The sequence below is a fragment of the Sphingomonas crocodyli genome, assembly GCF_004005865.1.
Lineage (GTDB): Bacteria > Pseudomonadota > Alphaproteobacteria > Sphingomonadales > Sphingomonadaceae > Rhizorhabdus > Rhizorhabdus crocodyli.
In genome coordinates, this window is sequence record NZ_SACN01000001.1 from 645,387 (window position 1) to 664,745 (window position 19,359).

Below are 19,359 nucleotides of genomic sequence, written 5' to 3' on the forward strand. Positions count from 1 at the left end.
CGTGAACAAGTTGATCGGCTACTTCGCATGTGGATTGAGGGGCAAGCTGACAGCCTTCATGTTGTTAGCCGCACTCTCATCAAGCGGCAGCGTTGCTCAGCGCTTTGAGGATCTGAAGAAATCCGGCACCTCACTAACATTAAGAGGAGTGGGCAGCTTCTATGTGGGTGGGAAATCCGTTGCGAGAACCGCTGCCCAGATCGGCCTCTATGGCAATGGTCAGATCATCGTTGATCAGATGTACGTCGCGTACATGCTCCCCGCCAAAAGCGTGGGAACGGCAGTGGTGATGATTCATGGCGGAACTCTCAGCGGCAAAAGCTTCGAGACGACGCCCGACGGCAGGATGGGTTGGTACGAATATTTCGTTCGCAAAGGCTATGACAGCTATGTCGTTGATCAGGTCGGCCGGGGGCGATCGGGTTTCGATCCGGCAAAATTCAATGATGTGCGTGCCGGCGTCAGTCCCTCGGGATCACAACCGAACATTCGGCGTATTGGTTCGGACACGGCGCTGACCCGCTTTCGTATAAAGCAAGCTGACGGTTCCGATTTTCCTGACAGCCAGTTTCCATTGGAGGCCACAGGCGAACTCGCCAAGCAGGTCGTGCCAGACATGACCGATATGTATTCTGTTCCAAACCCAACGATCCCGGGACTGTCCGAACTGGCTGACGATCTAACGCAGGTCGTTATGATAGGTCATTCTCAAGCAGGTCGCATGCCGCTCGAGGTTGTGTTGCTGGGCAAGGGAAATATTCGCGGAATCATCTCGGTTGAACCCGCCGGCTGCACGTCATCGGTTTACACTGAAGAGCAAATACGGGTCTTGTCGGCGGTCCCGATCCTTGTGATCTTCGGCGATCATCTTTCTTCTCGCCAGCCGGTGGGGGCGAATTGGGGGGATGCGCTGGCGGATTGTGAGGCATTCGTGTCACGTGTCGTCCACGCAGGTGGTAACGCATCCATTTTTCGTCCAGTGGAAAATGGCTTTCGGGGCAATAGCCACATGCTCATGCAAGACAGGAACAATCTGGTCGTTGCCGACTATATTATTCATTGGATCGAGCGATTGCCCCCGAAACATTGATCCAAGTTGCCTCACAAGGCAGCGCGCAAGTTATCACAACAAGAAGAAATTCGAAGGGCGGCCGAGCTCCAACCGTGCCTTTACACCTGCGCTATCTTTCTCGGCGTGGGTTCAAATCGATGAAAAATGCGAACCGTTGGAAGCGTGCAAGCGCACTTTCGCATTCCGAAAAACATAACGCTACAGAATGAAGTCCGACAAACACGAATTAGACAGCGTTCATTCGCGCAGCATAGCCTCCCAATGTCGTCGAAATATCGGCAATATAAAAAGGGGGGTCGCGATGCGGCACAACATTCACGGCAAAGCGCACAAAACCAAAGCGATCACTCTGCGTGTAGCTTTAGCCTGTTGCGGTTCGATGACGGCACTATGTGCTGCGTCGGCGCAGCAGGTACCTGCCGCGTCTGGTGCGTCGGCGGCGGCCGAGGCGACGTCCGACCCAGCGCAAGTGTCTAGCAGTGCGGTTGCGCCGGAAGACATCCTGCGCGAGCTTGTCGTTACCGCGAAGCGGGCGGTTGGCGGCGGCAACATGATCGCGCAGCGCGAGCCCCTAGCTGTCAGCAGTGTTAGCGCTAAGGCGATAGCGGAGCGGATGTCTCTGAGTGGCCCCCTTCAGATCATTGCGACCTTACCCGGCATCGCAACGGGTCAGTCGGATCCATTCGCGATGGCCCAGCGTAGCTTCGTCTATATCCGCGGTTTGCCGTCCAACGAGCAGGGTTGGATCCTCGAAGATATCCCGGTCGTCGACCAAGCCTTCTTTCTTCCTTACTCGGAGACCTTCGTCGACCCTGAAAACTTAGCGGGTATAACCGTGATCCCCGGGTCGTCGCGTATAACCGATCCGGTGCAGACGGCTGTGGGCGGTGAGATTATCGCGACGGTTCGGCAACCAAGCGAAGAACTCGGTGGATTCGTGGCCTACAGTCATGGCTCGTACAAGACCGACCGCATCTTTGGGCGTCTCGAGACTGGCGTTATCGGTGAATCGGGCCTGAAGGCGTTCGCCTCTGGCTCTTACACGAGAGCGGGCACCTTCAATCTGCCGGGCACGGGGGACCGCGTTCATGCTGATGCGAAGATCACGAAGGAGTGGGGCGACAAGGCGACCAGCACGCTGTTCGTGTCCTACACCGATTGGAACAGCATGCGCTCGAATGTCATCTCGTTGGCGCAGTTCAACGCTGCAAAGGCCGCCGATGACTATACGATAGGGAACTATGCCGGAACATTCGTGCCCGGCGTTACTACGAATTATTACAAGCTGAATTACTATCAGCGCAAGAATCTGATTGTTTCGTTCAAAAATGAGATTCGCTTCAGCGATCGGCTTACCCTTACGGTGGTGCCCTACTATCATTGGACGAAAAGCAATAGCCCGGGTCAAACATCCGTGAACCCGGCGAGTGTGTTCAATGGAACGAGCCGCGTTCAGATCAACACCACTGGCCTATTTTTGGTGAACGGCCAGATTCCTGCGATGTCGAATAGCTTCCAGGACCACTATGCCATTGGTGCGAACACCTGGCTGACCTATGATGTGACAGACTCCAATCGTCTACTCGTCGGCTACTGGCACGACTATTTCGATATCGACGCGATCAACAATCTCACGCCTGTTGCTCAGGACGGGAGCGTCAGCAGCGTGTGGGCAAACGATGCATTGCGCTCCACCGATGGGAATGTAATTGCGGGACTGAATTACAAGTTCAGTTCGAAAATTGACGCGATCTCGATCGGTGATCAGCAGAAACTGCTGAACGATCGTCTAACGCTCGAAGTTGGACTCAAATATTTTCGTAAATCTCTCAGGGGAACCAATCTAGCGCCGGGACCGCAGACCGATTTCGGATCGACTTTCCATCGTTTCCTGCCTCGAGCGAGCTTTGCGTTCGATGTGACCCCGACGATGCAGATCTACGGCAATATCGTGAAAAGTCTTCGGTCGCCATTCACGATCCAGCTTTACCCGAACACCTACAATTTTGGGACGGGCCGCGTGGCTCAACTCGGCCGGTCGGACAAGGGGCCGGAGACCGGCCTCGGCCAGGAGTTCGGATATCGTTATCACGACAATCTTGTCACATTCGACGTCGCATTCTTCAACAAGACGATCAAAAATCGTCAGATATCCGCTAGCGCAATTCTCAATGGAGCGGGTGTCTCGACAGTTCTGGTCGCCGGCACCCAGAAGACGCGCGGTGTCACTGCCGAGTTAGGTTTCGCGCCAATCTACGGCTTCTCACCTTATGTGAACGGACAATATCTAGATGCGAAAACAAAGAGCAACTTCGCGACAGGCGGCGATTTCCTTCCAACGGCCGGCAAGGTCGCGCCTGCTTCGCCGAAATGGACTGCGACCGCGGGGCTAAATTATCGGACTGGGTCGCTGTTCGCCAATGCGCTCTGGAAGTATAACGGTTCCCAGTTCTCGACGCTCATGAACGACCAGAAGATCAAATCCTACAGCACAGTCGATCTGGGTATCGGTTATGAACTTCCAGAATTTTGGGGACAGAAAGCGGCGGTGAAGTTCAACATCACCAACGTCGGCAACAAGCCTTTCCTGAGCGCAATCTCTGCGACGCAGCCGAACGCTGTGGCAACACGCGGGGTCAATGGCACCCTTATTGCGGCAGGTACGCCCACATACACACTCGCCTCGCCGCGCGCGTTCATGGTCTCCCTTTCGAGTGAGTTCTAAAGGCATTGCTCCACGCGAGACGGTGTCAAAGCGGGCCGAGGAGCGTGATACCTCCAACGTGGCGCCCGACATCGGATCGCGTGGGTGGTGTCCAAAATTTCTGCAGACGAAGTCAGAATGATTTCTCACGCAGATTGTATGGATCGGTCGATGATCGATCTGACGAACTTGATCAGAAAGCTGGTCGAAAGTCGGGGTCTGCGTGAATATGTCGTCAGCCAATAATCCCACTCTGAAGCTCAAGGCTGACTGGACCGCCTGGTGGGCGCTCGCCGTCCTTTGCTTTTTCTATGTGATGTCCTTTCTCGACCGATACCTCCTAACGATGTTGGTGGAACCTATCCAAGCCGATATCGGGATAAGCGACTTTCAGATGGGCCTTATTCTAGGGCCTGCATTCGGCGTTACCCTCGGCGTGTGCGCACTTCCCCTTGGTTGGATAATCGATCGATATTCGCGCCGCCGGACTATTTTTCTTGGCGTAGGCTTCTGGTCGATCGCGACGGCCGCTAGCGGTTTAGCGAAGTCGGCATTGGCTCTAGGATCGGCCCGCGTTTGCGTTGGGGCCGGTGAAGCCATATTAGGGCCGGCGGCGGCGTCGCTTCTAGCGGACAAATTCCCGCGCGAACGCCTCACCACCGCAATGGCGATCTATCAAGCCAGCAATAAAATCGGATCGGCAACCGCCTTTGGACTGGGGGGATTGCTGATCGGCTTACTAAGCGGAGTGTCGCTTGCCGTTCCGCTGCTAGGTGATCTCAAGCCTTGGCAAGCTGTATTCTTCGTCGTCGGCATACCGGGTGCACTGGCATCGCTTCTTGTGTTCACCTTTGCGGAGCCGCCGAGGCTTGGGCGGAGAAGCGCTACGCCGCCGAAGCCTGGCTATCTCTTCGAATATCTTAGAACTCATCGCCGCTTGATGATTCCGATGTATGTCGGATTTTCCCTGATCGCCCTGTGCGGATACGCGCTGACGGCTTGGGTGCCGACCTTTGTTGCGCGCCGCTACGGCCTCGACCCGATCCAATATGGTCCTATCTTGAGCGTTGTCAGCCTTTTCGCCGCCGGTGCCTTGGTTTTGAAGGGAAGCATCGTCGATTGGCTCTATGCTCGCGGCAGGACGGACGCCAATCTCCTTTTTTACTCATGGGTCGTGTTCGCTTCGACACCGATTTCCGTGCTCGCCTTTTTTATCCCGAATCCCTGGCTGTTCTTCGCCGTTTACGGCGTGCTGCTCGCGGTCACGATCCCGTCTATGCTGTACATGGCGGCGAGTTTGGCCATTTTGGCACCGAATGAGCTTCGCGGTCAGCTAACCGCATTAGCCTATGCTTTATATGGCGTTCTTGGCCTTGGGCTCGGGCCGACACTGGTGGGCGCGTTGACCGATTTTGTGTTTGGCGACGCGGGTCGGATTGGCTGGTCTTTGTCACTGTTGTGCTCCTTTACGATGCCTTGCGGGGCCTGGCTGCTGCGGCTGGCAATGAAGCCGATGAGGGAGGCTGTCGCAGAGTCCGAACGGCAGGTCGCCGACCACGCTGGGTAGATGTCCGGGCGCCGCAGACCGTAATGGGGCTGAAGCTCCCGACGCTTCGAACCGTCGCAAACGACTGCCGCCGAACACAGAAGCTAGCGAACATCGGTCACCGACTTACGCGCATACACGGGCGCCGAGTTCATAACATTTTGGAATGAGTTACGCATTCCACGAGTTTGACTGAATTAAGTAACTGCCCGATCGTTCCGTGAATTTTCGATGGGCGCTCGATTGAGACAGTCCAGGATCCAGGTGGAGTTTGCGCGAAAAATGTATCGCATAGGTCTAGATGTCGGCGGGACTTTCACCGACTTTGTCGTCTCTGATCGAGACGCCGGTACGTTGCGATTTTTCAAGACCCCTTCCACTCCGTCAGATCCGTCAGAGGCGATCGTGGAAGGCATTCGCCAGGTGCTCGATCTGTTTTCGATCGCACCACACGAAGTTGAATATGTCGGGCACGGCACGACTGTCGCTACGAACATGATCATAGAGCGGCGTGGAGTAAAAACGGGCCTTCTGACCACTCAGGGCTTCCGTGACGTGCTTGCGATCGGTCGCCAGACCAGGCCAGATTTGTTTGACTATTCAGTGGTCAAGCCGGAGCCGCTGATCCGGCGCGTACACCGTCTTGTAGTCGATGAGCGTTTGGATGCTCAGGGGCAGGTCTTAACTCCGCTCGATACCGACAGCGTTGATGCGGCACTCGACGAGCTGGCGCGCGCGAAGGTCGAGGCAGTCGCTATCTGCTTTCTGCACTCCTACCGGAATCCGTCGCATGAACAACTAGTCCGAGACAAGGTCGCGGCGCGCCTGCCAGGCGTGTTTGTGTCGATTTCCTCCGAAGTGCTGCCTGAATTCCGTGAGTTCGAGCGCATGTCGACTACGGCGCTCAACGCGTATGTCGGGCCGAAGATGAAGGCCTATCTCGATCGGCTGCGCACCAACATCGCTGCGAGCGGATTGAAGGTCGAACCTCTGACGGTGCATTCAAACGGCGGCCTGCTTCCTATGAAAACCGTCGAGCAACTTCCCGTTCTGACCTGTTTGTCCGGGCCGGCGGCCGGCGTCGTGGGCGCCGCGAGTATTGGTCGAGCAGCGGATATCCTCGATCTAGTGACGTTTGACGTCGGGGGAACGAGTACGGACGTTTCTCTCATCACTGGCGGCCGGCCGAAGTTCACCAGCGAGCGTTTGGTGGCGGGCTTTCCCGTAAAGCTCCCAATGATCGACATTCACGTGATTGGTGCTGGAGGGGGTAGCATCGCTGCGGTCGATGATGCGTCGGCGCTCAAGATCGGCCCCCGTAGCGCTGGTGCTGTGCCAGGGCCTGTTGCGTTCGGCAAGGGTGGCACAGAAGCAACGCTGACGGATGCGAATATCGTCTTGCGCAGGCTCAACCCGACTGCTCTTCTCGAAGGGCGCCTCAAGGTCGACCATGACGCGGCGCGTAAGGCGATCCATGATCAGATTGCCGGCCCTCTCGGCATTTCGGTGGATGCCGCAGCATATGGCATGTTAAGAATCGCGACGGCGAACATGAGCCGGGCGATACGTGCTGTTTCGAGCGAGCATGGTTATGACCTGGCAAAGCTTACGCTGTTCGCCTTTGGCGGCGCAGGGCCCCTTTTCGCATCGGACGTGGCCGTTGAATGTGGCATGCCCCAAATCCTTGTTCCACAGGAGCCCGGCACCCTCTGTGCACGCGGTGTGCTTTTGTCCGATGTCAGCCGAGACTTTGTCCGCACCACTCTATTCACCGCCGATGACCTAAGTTGGCCTAGAATTTCCGCGTGCGTTTCCACCATGGCTCAAGAGGGGCGCGATTGGCTGGCGTTCGAGCAGATCCCTCCCTCGGATCGTCTCATCAATATCACGCTCGACGCCCGCTATCTCGGGCAAAACCATAATCTGCGGGTTACTTTGCCAGGTGATGGATCCGGTAGTCTTAGCCTTTTTGTCGATGCATTTCACGAAACGCACCGACGTGAGTTCGGTTACGAACTCCCGGAGCATCCGGTTGAAGTCGTTAATTGCCGCGTGCAGGCCGTCGGCCGATTACCTGATCTTCCGAACCCCACTCTTTCGCCGGGGATCAGTTTGGCCGCCGCTATGGTCGACGAGCGTGACGTCTATTTCGGCCAGGCCGGATGGCGTCCAACCACAGTGTACCACCGTGCGCTACTTCCGCTCGGCACGCCCTTAATCGGGCCGGCGATCATCGATGAGATGAGCTCTACAATAGTGTTGCGGCCCGACCAGACCGGAATCGCAGATAGTGCGGGCAACTTCATTATTAAAACCTTGGCCTGAAGGAGCAGCGGAATGAATCAGGCAATCACTCGCGCTTTCGACGCCATCGCAATGGAAGTGTTTTCAAATCGTATGATGTCGATCACTGAAGAGATGGCCATCACGATGGTAAGGTCATCCTTTTCTGCACAGATCAAGGAGCGTCGAGACTTCTCGGTTGGTCTGTTCGACGATCGAGGCCGGCTGCTGGCGCAAGGAACTCACATGCCGATTCATCTCGGTTCATTGATGGGGGCAATGCAGGCTATCCTTAAGAGATATTCTGCAGACGAAATCAGCGATGGCGATGCGTTTATCTGCAATGATCCCTATCTTGCTGGTGGCACGCACCTGCCGGATATCTCTATCGTCACGCCAATCTACCATGATGGCCGGTTGTTGGCTTTTGCGGCCAATATTGGCCACCACTCGGATGTTGGCGGTTCTGTGCCCGGATCAATCTCGGCGAAGGCCCGTACCATTTTTGAGGAAGGCCTACGTATCCCAGTCATCCGGATTGCGCGGAACGGCGTTGTGGACGCCGACCTCGTCAATCTGATCGCGGCAAACTCGCGTCTCTCGGAGCAGCGGGGGCTCGATCTTCGGGTTCAGATCGCGACGAATGATCGTGGCGCCGAGCAGCTGCTCGAACTCGTCCGCCAAATGGGCGAGGCCGAAATGCGGGCCGCGATCGAGGATACCTTGACTTACACGGCGCGCCGCTTGCGCCGCCGCATCGCTGATCTCCCAGAAGGAACCCACAGCTTCACGACCTGGCTCGACGACGACGGCAATGGTGGTGACATGGTGCCTATCAAGGTTGCCGTGACGGTCGACGGCGAGCAATTGCTGATCGATCTCGATGGAACGGGGGCGCAGGCGCGCGGGGCGCTCAACGTGTCAGAAAGCGCTTTGCGTGCGACGATCTACTACTGCGTCAAATCGCTTCTCGATCCCGAGCTTTTGCCCAACAGCGGCATGTTCGAAGCGGTCAAAATATGTGCGCCACTTGGAACGCTAGCGAACCCGCGGGCACCAGCGGCCAATGGAGCCCGCACCATAGCCTGTCAAAAAATTGCCGGAGCAGTGTTCGGCGCATTTCGGAATATCCTTCCGCCAGAGCGAGTTGTTGCTTCAGCGTTCGACGTCCTCCCGACGATCAATCTGTCCGGCGAAATCACGGATGGGGATAGCCGGCGCTTCTACGTTTTTGGTGAATCGATCGGCGGCGGATCCGGCGCACGCCACGAACATGACGGGATGGACGCCACTCATGTTCATGTGACCAATAGCCTGAACATGCCGACCGAGGCGCTCGAAAACGAATATCCGTTGCTTGTCGAGGAATATGGTCTGGTCGTGGATTCCGGGGGAGCGGGGCGCCAACGCGGAGGCCTGGGGATCGCGCGCCAGATCCGTGCATTGTGCGATGGGACGATCGTGTCGGCGCGCTCTGACAGCCATAAGCGCGGTGCCGCAGGCGTGGACGGGGGTCGAGAGGGCGGGCGAGCGCGCCTCTTGCGTGATGCTGATACGCCCGACGAGCAAGTGCTCGAATCCAAAATCGCAGGTGTGATCCTTGAACGAGGGCAAACACTGCGCATCGAAACGGCCGGCGGCGGCGGCTTCGGGCCCACCCAGGACCGATCGATAGAGGCCATCGCAGCGGATTTGGCAGACGGTGTCATATCCGAAGCTGCGGCATTGAGCGATTACGGCACGGATATGGTGCAGCGCGCCCAGTCTTGGTTGCTGGAACACTAACACAAGATGCGCCATCTCGCTGACCGGCACCGCTTTTAAGCATTATCTCGGCACCCGAATACAGGGATATGACAATGGATATTACACGAATTGTGACGAATGCTCGGCGGGGACGCGCTGTGGTCTATAACGGGGTAGTCTATGTCGGAGGCCAAACCGCGAGCGACAAGGACGCTGATATCAAAGGGCAGACCGAGGAAACTCTCGCCAAGATTGACAAGGTCCTCCGTGACGCGGGGACTGACAAGTCGCGGCTGCTCACCGCGCAAATTTGGATGAAGGATATTGCCCGCGACTTCTCGGAAATGAACGCAGCTTGGGATGCTTGGGTTGAACCGGATGCGTTCCCGACTCGTGCGACGACTCAGTGTTCTATGGCAAATAGCGCTACGCTCGTGGAGATCATCGTAACAGCAGCGATCGGATCGGATTGATCACCTTACCGGGCGACTGCCCGCCGAGATAAATTTCGTAGAGCTTGTTGGCAAAACGATCGGTTCAAGGTGAAAGCCGCCCCCGGACGGGAAGACCGCAATCCTTCCACCGGCGCTGCGATCCAGATCGCCGCTTCGGTTTCACGCCTGCCAAGGCGATCAAGGACGGGCTGGACGGTTGAATTGATTAGAAGCGACCGGGCGGACCCGTCCGATCCGGTCGCTCTCGGCTGTAAATAAGGGATTGAATTAAGCTATTTCCCTCGGCGTCGGCGCAGAGGCATGCGAGCCAGGCCGGGTCACGCTTTTAAGGTGGCGCCGAACCGTTTCCACATATTGCCGCATCTCAGCGTCCGCACGAGCTGCGTCCCCGGCAAGGATCGCCTCCAGCACTTTGGTGTCATGCGCGATCTCAATTGCGCGATATTCTTCAACCTCGAAGACGGCTCTGCGAGACGGCTGAGCCTGATCGTCAAGCATTTGAGAGCAGCGCTCGAGCAGAGGGTTGCGACACATGGCCCGCAAAGCGGCCCGGAATTCGAGATTCGCCTTGATGAAGGCCTTTAGGCGGCCGGCAGAATGGGCCGTGCATTGGCGCTCATGCGCCTTTTCGAGCGCTCGCTTCTGCGCTGGCGTGCCATCGGTAGCCGCATGGGCAGCAAGCCGCGGATCGATCAGCTCGCGAACCTCGTGGCGGTCAATTGTGGTTTGAACATCGTCGGCCGCCACAACATATCCGCGTTCGGCAGGACTAAGAAGGCCGTCTCGCGAAAGCTGAAATAGCGCTTCGCGTATCGGTGTACGGGATACATTATACCGTTTTGCGAGATCGCCCTCGACCAAGCGTTGGCCGGGTTCGAGCAGTCCGACCTTCAGGTCCTGATGGATCAGGCGGTACACCTGATCGCGCAGCCTATCGACCTGAACGACAGCCGTTGCGCCCTTTCCTCGTACATTCAACTTTGTTCTCCGATCGTCGATCAACCGTCTGTGCGGCCCCGCATCGCTACTCCTTAAGCGAATCCACAGGATCGCGTCACTCTTCTTTGCATCTCCCGAAAGCAAACTGCTCACGCTCGAAACCAGGATTGCTTCTCGCCCCATGCTCCATCGGACGCAACTCTTTGTTGCGCGGTAGATGGAATGCGGTATGCAGTATGCAAACAGGAGATGAGTGGTGGATCTTCAAAAGCGCTACGTTGAGATCGAAGGAGTGAAGACTCATTACATCGAGGCGGGAAGCGGTCCGGTGCTCATTCTCATCCATGGTGGTGGATCTGGTGCGGATGCATGGGGCAATTGGCGAGGCTGTCTGGAGGCCTACGCGCAGCATTTTCGCGTGATCGCCGTCGATATGCCTGGTTTCGGGGAGTCCGATCGGCCGGACCCCAAAGATTTCGACTATGGGCAGACCATGCGCAACCGCCACATGGCGGGCTTCGTGGAGACGATCGGCGCAGGAAAGGCCGTCAATCTAATCGGCAATTCGATGGGTGGTGCGACAGCACTTGGCATCGCAATTGAGCGACCTGAGCTCGTCCGCAAGCTCGTCTTGATGGGGGCGGCCGGTCTTGATGTGAGCAACCCCGACCCTGCAGCAAAGAAAGCTCTGGGAAGCTACGACTACACGCCGGAGGGGATGCGCAAGCTCGTTAGCTTTCTCGCGGGCTCGCGGTTCGAGATCAGTGACGAAATGGTGGCTTATCGTCATGAGCTCACCATGCGTCCCGGTGCGCGCGCTGCGATGGGAGCCATCCACAATAGACTCAAGGAAGATCCGATGACGTATCCGCGCGAGCGGATCAGTTCGGTGAGCTGCCCAACGCTTGTGGTTGGCGGCAAGGAGGACCAGGTGGCCGTTCTCGCGCGAACCTATGGCTATCTCGATCTGATTCCAAATAGTTGGGGCTTCATACTGCCCCACGCCGGCCATTGGGTGATGATCGAGGCTCCAGAGGCCTTCGTTGCGGTAACCACCGCCTTTCTAAACGGGCCAGGGTTTGAGGCCTGACATGCCAGTTGTTGCGCCTTACCGGATCCACCGAATGATCCAGGATTTGCTGCGCGATGCAGCAGCTGCCGAACAGTTCTCGATCGATCCAGCGCCGGTCTTCGAGCGATATGCTGTCACCTCTGGTGAGGCTGCAATGCTTGAAGCCGGAACGATCGAGGCGATGACTGACCTGGGCGTGCATCCCAATCTTCAGATGAAATATCTGCGGCTACGCAAGGGCAAAGCAACCGCGCAGGCTGGACCGCTCGACGTCTATCTCGACCGACTTTTGGAACGTTGAAATGGGTCGAATTGTCGGCGCTTTCGGTATGTCGCATGTGATGTTCCCGCCCAAAGGCGTTGAGCATCAGGCGGAGGCAGTTCTTCAAGGAATGCTGCACATCCGAGAGCGGGTATCGGCCTTACGTCCGGATCGGCTCGTGTTGATCGGCCCAGATCATTTCAACAATTTCGATCTCGCTCTCCAAATACCGCTGGCTATCGCAACCTCAGACCGGCTGCAGACATTAGGGGATGGCGGAGTTCCGGTGACCACCATGAACGGTGACCGTGCGTTTGCCGAAGACTTCGCACGTTTCGCAGCCCATGCGGACTATGATCTGGTCCAAGCTGAAGAGGTCATACCCGACCACGGTATGGCCTTTCCCAAGCTGGTGGTGGATCCCAGTGATGCCGTTCAGACAGTGTTGCTGTATGTAAATAGTGGGATGCCGCTTCCGCCTTCGCCGGCGCGGTGTCACAGGCTCGGCAAGATCTTGCGCCAATTCATCGAATGCGCCCGTCCCAAAGGAGAGCGGGTGATTGTGATAGGTTTGGGAGGCCTTTCACATTGGCTTCGCATGCCTGGCGAAGGTCAGATCGCTCAAGATTTTGACCAAGATTTCCTGAGCACGCTTGAGCAGGGCGGAGCAGAAGAGTTCGCCCGCACCCATGACTGTGCGCAGATCGTGGAGCTGGCAGGCAATGGGGGTCTAGAGTTGTTGTCCTGGCTCGTAGCAGCTGGGGCGGCAGGCGCTACGTCTGGGCAGCGCATTTTCTACGAACCCGTTGCGCCGTGGATCACCGGAATGGCGGCCATCGAACTATTTCCCCAGTACAGTTACGGAGCTGATTAATGCCTGCAACACCGCCGGGTGCGTCGGACACCGTCATCATCGTGGGCGCAGGCATTGCAGGGGTCAGAGCCGCCTTAAGTCTGCGAGATGCCGGTTTTGAAGGGCGTATCAAATTGCTCAGCGATGAGCCCCACCCGCCTTATGATCGGCCGCCTCTATCCAAGGCCGTTCTCACGAATGATGGGAGTGAGGCTCGGATTGGTCTCGATCCCAAAGGGCAGTTGTCTGCTTGTGGGGTCGAATTGTCTTTGTCGGCACGTTGCGTATCGATCGATCCGGACGTCCGAACCATCGAATTGGCCTCAGGCGACAGACTCTCTTATGATCGTCTGATTCTCGCGACGGGGTCGTCAGTGAGAGTGCTCGATGCACTCCCATACGGAACGCCGGGCGTCCATTATCTGCGCTATCTTCACGACGCGATAACATTGCGAAACGCTGCCGGCACACCGTGCCGTGTCGTGGTCGTAGGGGCGGGTGTCATTGGCCTTGAGGTTGCATCTTCGCTTGTGGGGCGCGGACACCAAGTGACGATCATAGATCCGGCAAGCCGGGTCATGGAACGCTCAGCCTCGCCGCCACTGTCACACCTTCTTCTGAGGCGTCACCGGCGCGAAGGCGTCGATATCCGTCTGAAGACGACGATATCCAGAACCGAGCGAATGGCAGATGGCTTCGTGTTCCATCTCTCTGATGGGACACAGGTGGCCGCCGATCAGGTGGTCATCGGTGTGGGGGTCACTGCCAATACAAGCCTTGCTAGCGAGGCCAATCTAGAGGTCGCTGCGGGTGGTATCGTCGTTGATGCCAATGGTCGCACGAGCAACCCGTTTATATACGCTGCTGGCGAGGTCACCTTCCACATGAACGCGGGCCTCGGTCGGTATGATCGCCAGGAAACCTGGGCGCATGCGGCGATGCACGGCGAACATGTGGCGCGCGCGATCATGGGCGCAACCGATGAGTATCGGGAGCCAGGATCCTATTGGACCGATCAATATGACATTAATGTGCAGGTGATCGGTTGCCCGATCGGCGACGAAGACCTGGTCCGAGGCCGCCTTGATCAAGAAAGCGCAATCATCTTCCACGTCGTCGATAGCAGTATTGCTGGCGTTACCGCTATCAACGCCGTGCGTGACATGCGCACGGCGCGTAAGTTGGTAGGCCGCAAGAGCATCGATTTTGCCGCCCTGACAGATGATGCGGTCGATCTCAAAGTCCTGGTCTAACGAGATGGTCGACCATCAGGGGGAGAAGCCAGGCGGCGATGGGGCAGGCGAGGCTCCTGCCAGCGTCGCCGGCTCCGCCCCAGGTCATGCAGGAAAGCGCGTTGATCGCGTCGATCTGGTCATGAATGGTCTGCTGCTGCTCGGGCTCGTGCTTGTGCCGCTCTATATGCTCTACAAGATCTGCGAATATTGCCTGAGCTGAGTGACCGGGGCCAGCTGGCTACGCTCGGCGTCTAGGCTAGGCCGAGCTGATGCGACCAGCGGGAATGATATCGCGTCGCCGATCATCCCAGGGCCGCGAAAATATCCTCATCACGCACTTCGACCGGGTAGGTACGCAACTTAGTCCGACAGGGCAGTTCCGTTGCCGCCCCGGTGCGAATGTCGAAGGCGCCACCGTGGAGTGGGCAAATGATTTGTCCGTCCTCAACGTCGCCGCCGGCGAGCGAAACCATCCCATGCGTGCACATGTCGTCTGTGACGAAGAACTCTCCGCCAAGGTTGTAGACGGCAAACTCCTCATCGAAGGAGGCAAGGGCGACCTGCTTAACGCCATTGAGCGGCACATCCCCAATTTTGCACACGAAGGTCATCGACGTCATTCTTATCTCCTGCGATGTTCACTGCATACAGTATGCCGTTTTTATTTGCAAGGCGACATGCCTTCCTCCAAGAAAGCTGAACATCGATTTTCAGGAGGTACGATGACCAAAATTGGTATCGCGGGCTTCGGCACGATCGGAAAAGCCGTTGGGAAATGGGTGCTTGCCCAGCCCGACCTTGAGTTGGTCGGCGTGGTCGGCGGCGATCGAGCCAAGGTTGAACAGAGCCTAGCTGATCTTGGAGCAGACGTGCCTATCATGTCCGCCGATGCGTTGGCGCTTCAGGCTGACATCGTCGTTGAAACAGCGCCTACCGCTGCGTTTCGTGACATCGTGGTGCCGGCTCTGACCGCCGGTGCGTGCGTTGTGACGGTCAGTGCCGCAGCGCTGATCGAAAATATGGACGTGGTCGACATCGCACGTGCGCATGGTGGACGGATCATCATGGCGACGGGTGCCCTTTTGGGGCTCGATGCCGTTCGTGCGGCCGCCCAAGGGACGATCCATTCGGTCACGATGGTGACACGCAAGCCGCCCAAGTCGCTTATTGGCGCCCCGGAGGTTGTGCGTCAGGGCGTCGATCTTTCGGCTCTCACCGAGCCACTCATGCTGTTCGATGGCAGCGCTCGGGAAGGTGCTCGCGGTTTCCCCGCCAATGTGAACGTCGCTGCCTCGCTCGCCCTCGCTGGTATCGGGCCTGATCAGACCCGACTGCAGATCTGGGCGGACCCTGCACTTGAGCGCAATACGCATCGAATCCTTGTGGATGCGGACAGCGCGAGCTTTGAGCTCCGGATCCAAAATATTCCGACGATTGAGAAGCCGGGAACTGGTCGGATAACCGCCTTGTCGGTTATTGCGGCGGTCGAAGGGCTCACCAGCGCGCTAAAGGTTGGCAGCTAAGAATGAGGCCAATGCGCAGAAAGGCGGACGTGCCGGCCGCAGGCACGTCCGCAGGGGAGAGCTGGTTCGCATCAGATTGATTGAGAACGCGATTGGCCGGCCTTGGTTCGTGCCGGCGGATCAGCACCAAGCGAGCAAAAGGGTAGATCGGCATCACCGAAACCCCAAAATGCGGAAAGGGCACGATCATTACGCGCCCTTCCACTGGTTCAAAGTACGTCGCTCGGCTTTTGGACGCCGCTGGAATGGCGATGGCACAGTTCGCGCCATTGGATGATGCCATTGTCCTCCCGGACTAGCGTTTCCTCGAGCCAGTTATCGTCATGATTGTAGAACGGCTGGAGCGCCTCACGCGCGAAGACATCCTCGTTATTGAATCCCTCGAGCGAGACGGGTTTCCAGCGGTGCAAGAACTCATGCTCATGCTCCGCACGCTCTTCTTCGGTCGCGCACCGCTTAGCGATGGTGATGATGTAGAGATGCGTGTCGTCAGACACGGGGACATACCATTCAAATTGAAACAGGCCGGTGAATGGAAAATTGTCCACACGCAGCACGCCTGGCAGGCACACATAATGGCCGGTAGTCCGCTTCTTGGCGGCTTCCTCGGGGGTGGTGTGCATCTTGGTGCCAGTGACAACGACCTTGCCCTCAACCCGGCCTTCATAGGCCATCGGTTTGGCGTCCTTGAATTTGCGCGGAGCTATGCCTTTGGGGCCGTCGCTCGCTTCAAAAAGTTCGTAGAAATCATCGGGGCGGTCAGTGTGGCCCAGGGGCAGCGATCGCTGTGTATTGGGAACCAGCGGTGATTGACGGTGCAGATAGATGTGCAGGTCGTCGATGCCGTTCTCACACCCCAGCCGCCAATTGGATTTGACCATGTAGGACGCGCCGTGCGCCACCATGTCGTCGTCCAGAAAGGTCGGTGGAACGTCACGTGAAAGGGGATGGGGCTCGTAATCCGGGTCGCCCACGAACACGAAGACGAGGCCCTTGGCCTCTTCGACGGGATAACTCTTCAGCGCCTTCTTGCCGATGATGGGAGTGTTGGGGCTAGCGATGATGTCGCAGAGCTTCCCGCTGTCCCACTTATAGGTGAATCCGTGATACCAGCAGGTAATGGTGCCACGCGTGTAGCACTCTACCTTTTCTGAGAGTTTGACGCCGCGGTGGATGCACCGATCGCGGATGGCAAAAACCTTCCCATCGATCCGCTTCAGCAGGATTTCCTCACCCATAATTTTCGCGGTGATCACCTCGCCTTCGGCAATCTCACGCGAAAATTTCACAGGATACCAATGGTTCCTGAAGCCAAACTTGGCTTCGAGATAATTGCGCCAACGCGGCACTTTTTTGAGAAGCCGTTCTTCGACGAAGCTGTCTGCCACAATTCTATTCCCGTGCTGTTGACTGCCCCGCTTCGGCCCAGCCCGAAGCATTGACGCATAAATGGTCTATGCATACCGTATGCAAAAATCAAGTATGCGATCCGGGGTGATTTATGGCCTTCTTACAAGTCGGTGCGAGCCGCATTCGCTATGATGCTTATGGCGATGGGCCGGCGCTCATTCTCGCTCATGGTGTGGGTGGGAACCGCGTCTCGTGGTTTCGACAGGTCCCGCATTTCTCGCAGCGTTACCGCGTCGTGGTGTTCGACCACCGTGCTTTTGGGGGATCGGAGGACGTCGAGGGTGAGGGGCGGTCGCGCTATGTCGGTGACCTGTTGGCATTGCTCGACGAATTAGAAATTGAAACCGCTATCTTGGTGGGGCAGTCGATGGGGGGCGGGACCTGCGCGGCCTTCACTTGCCAATATCCACACCGGGTTCGAGCTCTCGTGGTCGCCGATTCTCTTGCGGGGATCCAGGTACCTGAGCCCTTGGCTTCTGCGCTCCGTGCAACCTCTGAAGCCAATCGTCAGCTTTCGCAGGTCGAACGGGTTTTGGGACCGTCGATACGGTTGAAGGATCCTGAGAGCACGCATCTCTATCTGCAATTGGCGACCTTCAATTCAGTCAATGTCCACACGGTGCGCGGTGTCATGCCGCGTTGGTCGCCGGCTGTCCTGGCGGAAGCCGGAGTTCCGACGTTGTTTGTGGCAGGTCAAAGCGACATTTTATTCACATCTGCTCAAATTGCCGCGGTGCAGGCTCTCGTGCCGAACTCGCATTTCATCGAGATTGAGGATGCCGGCCACTCGGCATATTTCGAGCAACCAGCCCGTTTCAATGCGGCTCTCGATGCGTTCCTTGATGGGCTCTTGCGCTGACAAGTGTGATGTCGCCATCTAAATGGTGAGGCCGTGCGAAGCAGATCGCACGGCCTTTGTATCTCATGCCTCAGGTGCCCGCCGTTCGAACTCGGCAGGAAAACGCGGCAGCCAGAGCAGCAACGCACAAATTGCAAAGAGACCCAGGGCTGCAAGGGTGAACGACAGCTGATAGCTATGGGTGTAGTCGTGGGCGCGTCCGGAGGCGAACGGGCCAAAGGCTATGCCGACCATGAAGGCTGCGTAGACTGTGCCGAAGATCCTGCCGGAATGGCGCAGCCCGAAGTAGCGGCTCACCAAATATCCGATCAGATCAGATTCCGCGCCTTGGCCGATGCCCAGGAGAATGCTCCCCCCGATCGCTACAGCCGCAACGGGGTGGGAAGCCATCAGCAAGGTGCTGATGGCTGGTAGTGCAAATACCACAAAGGCAACCCTGGGCGCGAAAAAGCGATCAAAGAGATGTCCTGCGACAAGACGGGCGGGAATGCCAATGGCGGCTATCAAGGTTGTCATAATGGCCACGCTGGAGAGTGGAAGCCCAACATCTTGCAGGAATGGCGCCATGTGAATGGCCAGACCTTGCAGGCAAGCTGAGATCAGGAAGACTAACGCGATCAGCTTCCAAAAATGCCCGGTGCGGCTGGCTTCGCGCAACGTCAGGCCTGGTAGATCGACATTGCCGTGGCGAGCAGCTTCCTGAAGAGGTGCTTCTCGGACCGCAAAGATCGAGATTGGTAATGCGATCAAAAGCGGAATTAGGGCCAGGCCATGAAAGCCGCCAGCCCAGCCAAATTTGGCAATCAAATAGATGGCAAGCGGCCCAGAGAGCGCAGCGCCAAGCGGGACGCCCGCCGAGCAGCAGCCCAGCGCAAAGCCGCGGGATCCAAGCAAGGGTCCCGAAAACCAACCCGACAGCAACCGAATGAAGCCGACGATCGTCGAGCCCGCGCCCAGGATCGAGATAAGGGCATAGCCTAGATAGAGGCCGCTAATGCCGTTGGTGGAGATCAGCCAGGGGATGGCGGCGGTTGCGAGACCAAAGCCGAGTTGAGACAGGATCAGCATCCTTCTGCTGCCCAGTCGATCGATGAGTTGGCCAACGAATGGGTTGGCAACCGCCATAACAAGCGCGCCAATCGATAGTGAGGCGACAACGTCTCCGCGTGACCATCCGAAGGCAGCACCGAGAGGCCGAATGAACAGCCCGGTGTTGATCATGACCGTCGAAATGACGCTGCACATGACGCCGATCGTCGCAAAGCCAACCATGAACCACGCCTGCCGCCGGTAAACGGCCGATGCTTCGCCCCCATCACTCATTCCGACCTCCAATCCACGATATTGCATACTGCACACATCAATGACGTTTGCAAAAAGATTAGTCACCATTATCGCGC

At 57.4% G+C, this 19,359-nt stretch carries 18 protein-coding genes and 1 pseudogene; 14 read left to right on the forward strand and 5 right to left on the reverse strand.

All coding sequences use genetic code 11. The features are described 5' to 3' along the window. Position 1 precedes the first annotated feature (1 nt). The 7 genes and pseudogenes from EOD43_RS03220 to EOD43_RS23945 form a co-directional block, all read left to right on the forward strand. Positions 2-1,090 carry an alpha/beta hydrolase family protein gene (locus EOD43_RS03220; protein ID WP_206363482.1) on the forward strand — a complete coding sequence of 363 codons (1,089 nt, stop codon included), beginning with the start codon at positions 2-4 and terminating at the stop codon, positions 1,088-1,090. 283 nt (positions 1,091-1,373) lie between these two features. Continuing rightward, complete coding sequence (locus tag EOD43_RS03225; protein ID WP_164857063.1) at positions 1,374-3,797, forward strand: TonB-dependent receptor; 2,424 nt, start codon at positions 1,374-1,376, stop codon at positions 3,795-3,797. Between the two features lie 208 nt (positions 3,798-4,005). Then, positions 4,006-5,343 carry an MFS transporter gene (locus EOD43_RS03230; RefSeq protein ID WP_127741042.1) on the forward strand — a complete coding sequence of 446 codons (1,338 nt, stop codon included), beginning with the start codon at positions 4,006-4,008 and terminating at the stop codon, positions 5,341-5,343. A 243-nt stretch (positions 5,344-5,586) separates the two neighbouring features. Beyond that, positions 5,587-7,647, forward strand: coding sequence for a hydantoinase/oxoprolinase family protein (locus EOD43_RS03235; RefSeq protein ID WP_240653060.1), 2,061 nt, complete (start codon positions 5,587-5,589; stop codon positions 7,645-7,647). A gap of 12 nt (positions 7,648-7,659) precedes the next feature. Then, positions 7,660-9,390: a hydantoinase B/oxoprolinase family protein gene (locus EOD43_RS03240; protein WP_127741044.1), complete on the forward strand. Its 1,731-nt coding sequence runs from the start codon at positions 7,660-7,662 to the stop codon at positions 9,388-9,390. Between the two features lie 74 nt (positions 9,391-9,464). Beyond that, on the forward strand, positions 9,465-9,824 hold the full coding sequence (locus EOD43_RS03245; RefSeq protein ID WP_127744598.1) for a RidA family protein: 360 nt from the start codon (positions 9,465-9,467) through the stop codon (positions 9,822-9,824). Positions 9,825-9,884: 60 nt separating this feature from the next. Beyond that, a pseudogene (locus EOD43_RS23945) lies at positions 9,885-10,006 on the forward strand (HU family DNA-binding protein); the annotation flags it as partial. 67 nt (positions 10,007-10,073) lie between these two features. Here EOD43_RS23945 and EOD43_RS03255 read toward each other — a convergent pair. After that, positions 10,074-10,898, reverse strand: coding sequence for a GntR family transcriptional regulator (locus tag EOD43_RS03255; RefSeq protein WP_164857064.1), 825 nt, complete (start codon positions 10,896-10,898; stop codon positions 10,074-10,076). A gap of 103 nt (positions 10,899-11,001) precedes the next feature. Between EOD43_RS03255 and EOD43_RS03260 the strand changes: the two genes are divergently transcribed. Genes EOD43_RS03260 through EOD43_RS03280 form a run of 5 tightly spaced genes read left to right on the forward strand, consistent with a single transcriptional unit; the run spans position 11,002 to position 14,387 of the window. Then, positions 11,002-11,835: an alpha/beta fold hydrolase gene (locus tag EOD43_RS03260; RefSeq protein WP_164857065.1), complete on the forward strand. Its 834-nt coding sequence runs from the start codon at positions 11,002-11,004 to the stop codon at positions 11,833-11,835. A 34-nt stretch (positions 11,836-11,869) separates the two neighbouring features. Further along, a complete protein-coding gene (locus EOD43_RS03265) occupies positions 11,870-12,118 on the forward strand; it encodes a hypothetical protein (protein ID WP_127741049.1) in 249 nt (82 codons plus the stop codon). 1 nt (position 12,119) lies between these two features. After that, on the forward strand, positions 12,120-12,953 hold the full coding sequence (locus EOD43_RS03270; RefSeq protein WP_127741051.1) for a DODA-type extradiol aromatic ring-opening family dioxygenase: 834 nt from the start codon (positions 12,120-12,122) through the stop codon (positions 12,951-12,953). Further along, positions 12,953-14,185 (forward strand): NAD(P)/FAD-dependent oxidoreductase, encoded by a 1,233-nt coding sequence (locus EOD43_RS03275; RefSeq protein ID WP_127741053.1) that lies wholly within the window; start codon positions 12,953-12,955, stop codon positions 14,183-14,185. The genes EOD43_RS03270 and EOD43_RS03275 overlap by 1 nt, the downstream gene beginning before the upstream one ends. A gap of 4 nt (positions 14,186-14,189) precedes the next feature. Further along, a complete protein-coding gene (locus EOD43_RS03280; protein WP_127741055.1) occupies positions 14,190-14,387 on the forward strand; it encodes a hypothetical protein in 198 nt (65 codons plus the stop codon). An 82-nt stretch (positions 14,388-14,469) separates the two neighbouring features. Here EOD43_RS03280 and EOD43_RS03285 read toward each other — a convergent pair whose 3' ends face one another. Then, positions 14,470-14,787 (reverse strand): non-heme iron oxygenase ferredoxin subunit, encoded by a 318-nt coding sequence (locus EOD43_RS03285; protein WP_127741057.1) that lies wholly within the window; start codon positions 14,785-14,787, stop codon positions 14,470-14,472. Between the two features lie 102 nt (positions 14,788-14,889). Between EOD43_RS03285 and EOD43_RS03290 the strand changes: the two genes are divergently transcribed. Continuing rightward, positions 14,890-15,690, forward strand: coding sequence for an aspartate dehydrogenase (locus EOD43_RS03290; protein WP_127741059.1), 801 nt, complete (start codon positions 14,890-14,892; stop codon positions 15,688-15,690). Here EOD43_RS03290 and EOD43_RS23515 read toward each other — a convergent pair. Beyond that, entirely contained in the window at positions 15,662-15,880 is a 219-nt protein-coding gene (locus EOD43_RS23515; protein WP_164857066.1) for a hypothetical protein, read from the reverse strand. The two genes, EOD43_RS03290 and EOD43_RS23515, sit on opposite strands and share 29 nt — an antisense overlap. Positions 15,881-15,899: 19 nt before the next feature. Then, positions 15,900-17,078 carry a Rieske 2Fe-2S domain-containing protein gene (locus tag EOD43_RS03295; protein ID WP_206363483.1) on the reverse strand — a complete coding sequence of 393 codons (1,179 nt, stop codon included), beginning with the start codon at positions 17,076-17,078 and terminating at the stop codon, positions 15,900-15,902. Between the two features lie 113 nt (positions 17,079-17,191). On the opposite strand from EOD43_RS03295, the gene EOD43_RS03300 reads away from it, so the two are divergent. Continuing rightward, the gene (locus tag EOD43_RS03300) at positions 17,192-17,959 is read left to right on the forward strand and encodes an alpha/beta fold hydrolase (protein WP_127741063.1); all 768 of its coding nucleotides are present in this window, start codon (positions 17,192-17,194) and stop codon (positions 17,957-17,959) included. Positions 17,960-18,022: 63 nt separating this feature from the next. Here the strand turns inward: EOD43_RS03300 and EOD43_RS03305 are convergent, their stop codons facing one another. After that, entirely contained in the window at positions 18,023-19,351 is a 1,329-nt protein-coding gene (locus EOD43_RS03305) for an MFS transporter (protein ID WP_164857067.1), read from the reverse strand. Positions 19,352-19,359 lie beyond the last annotated feature (8 nt).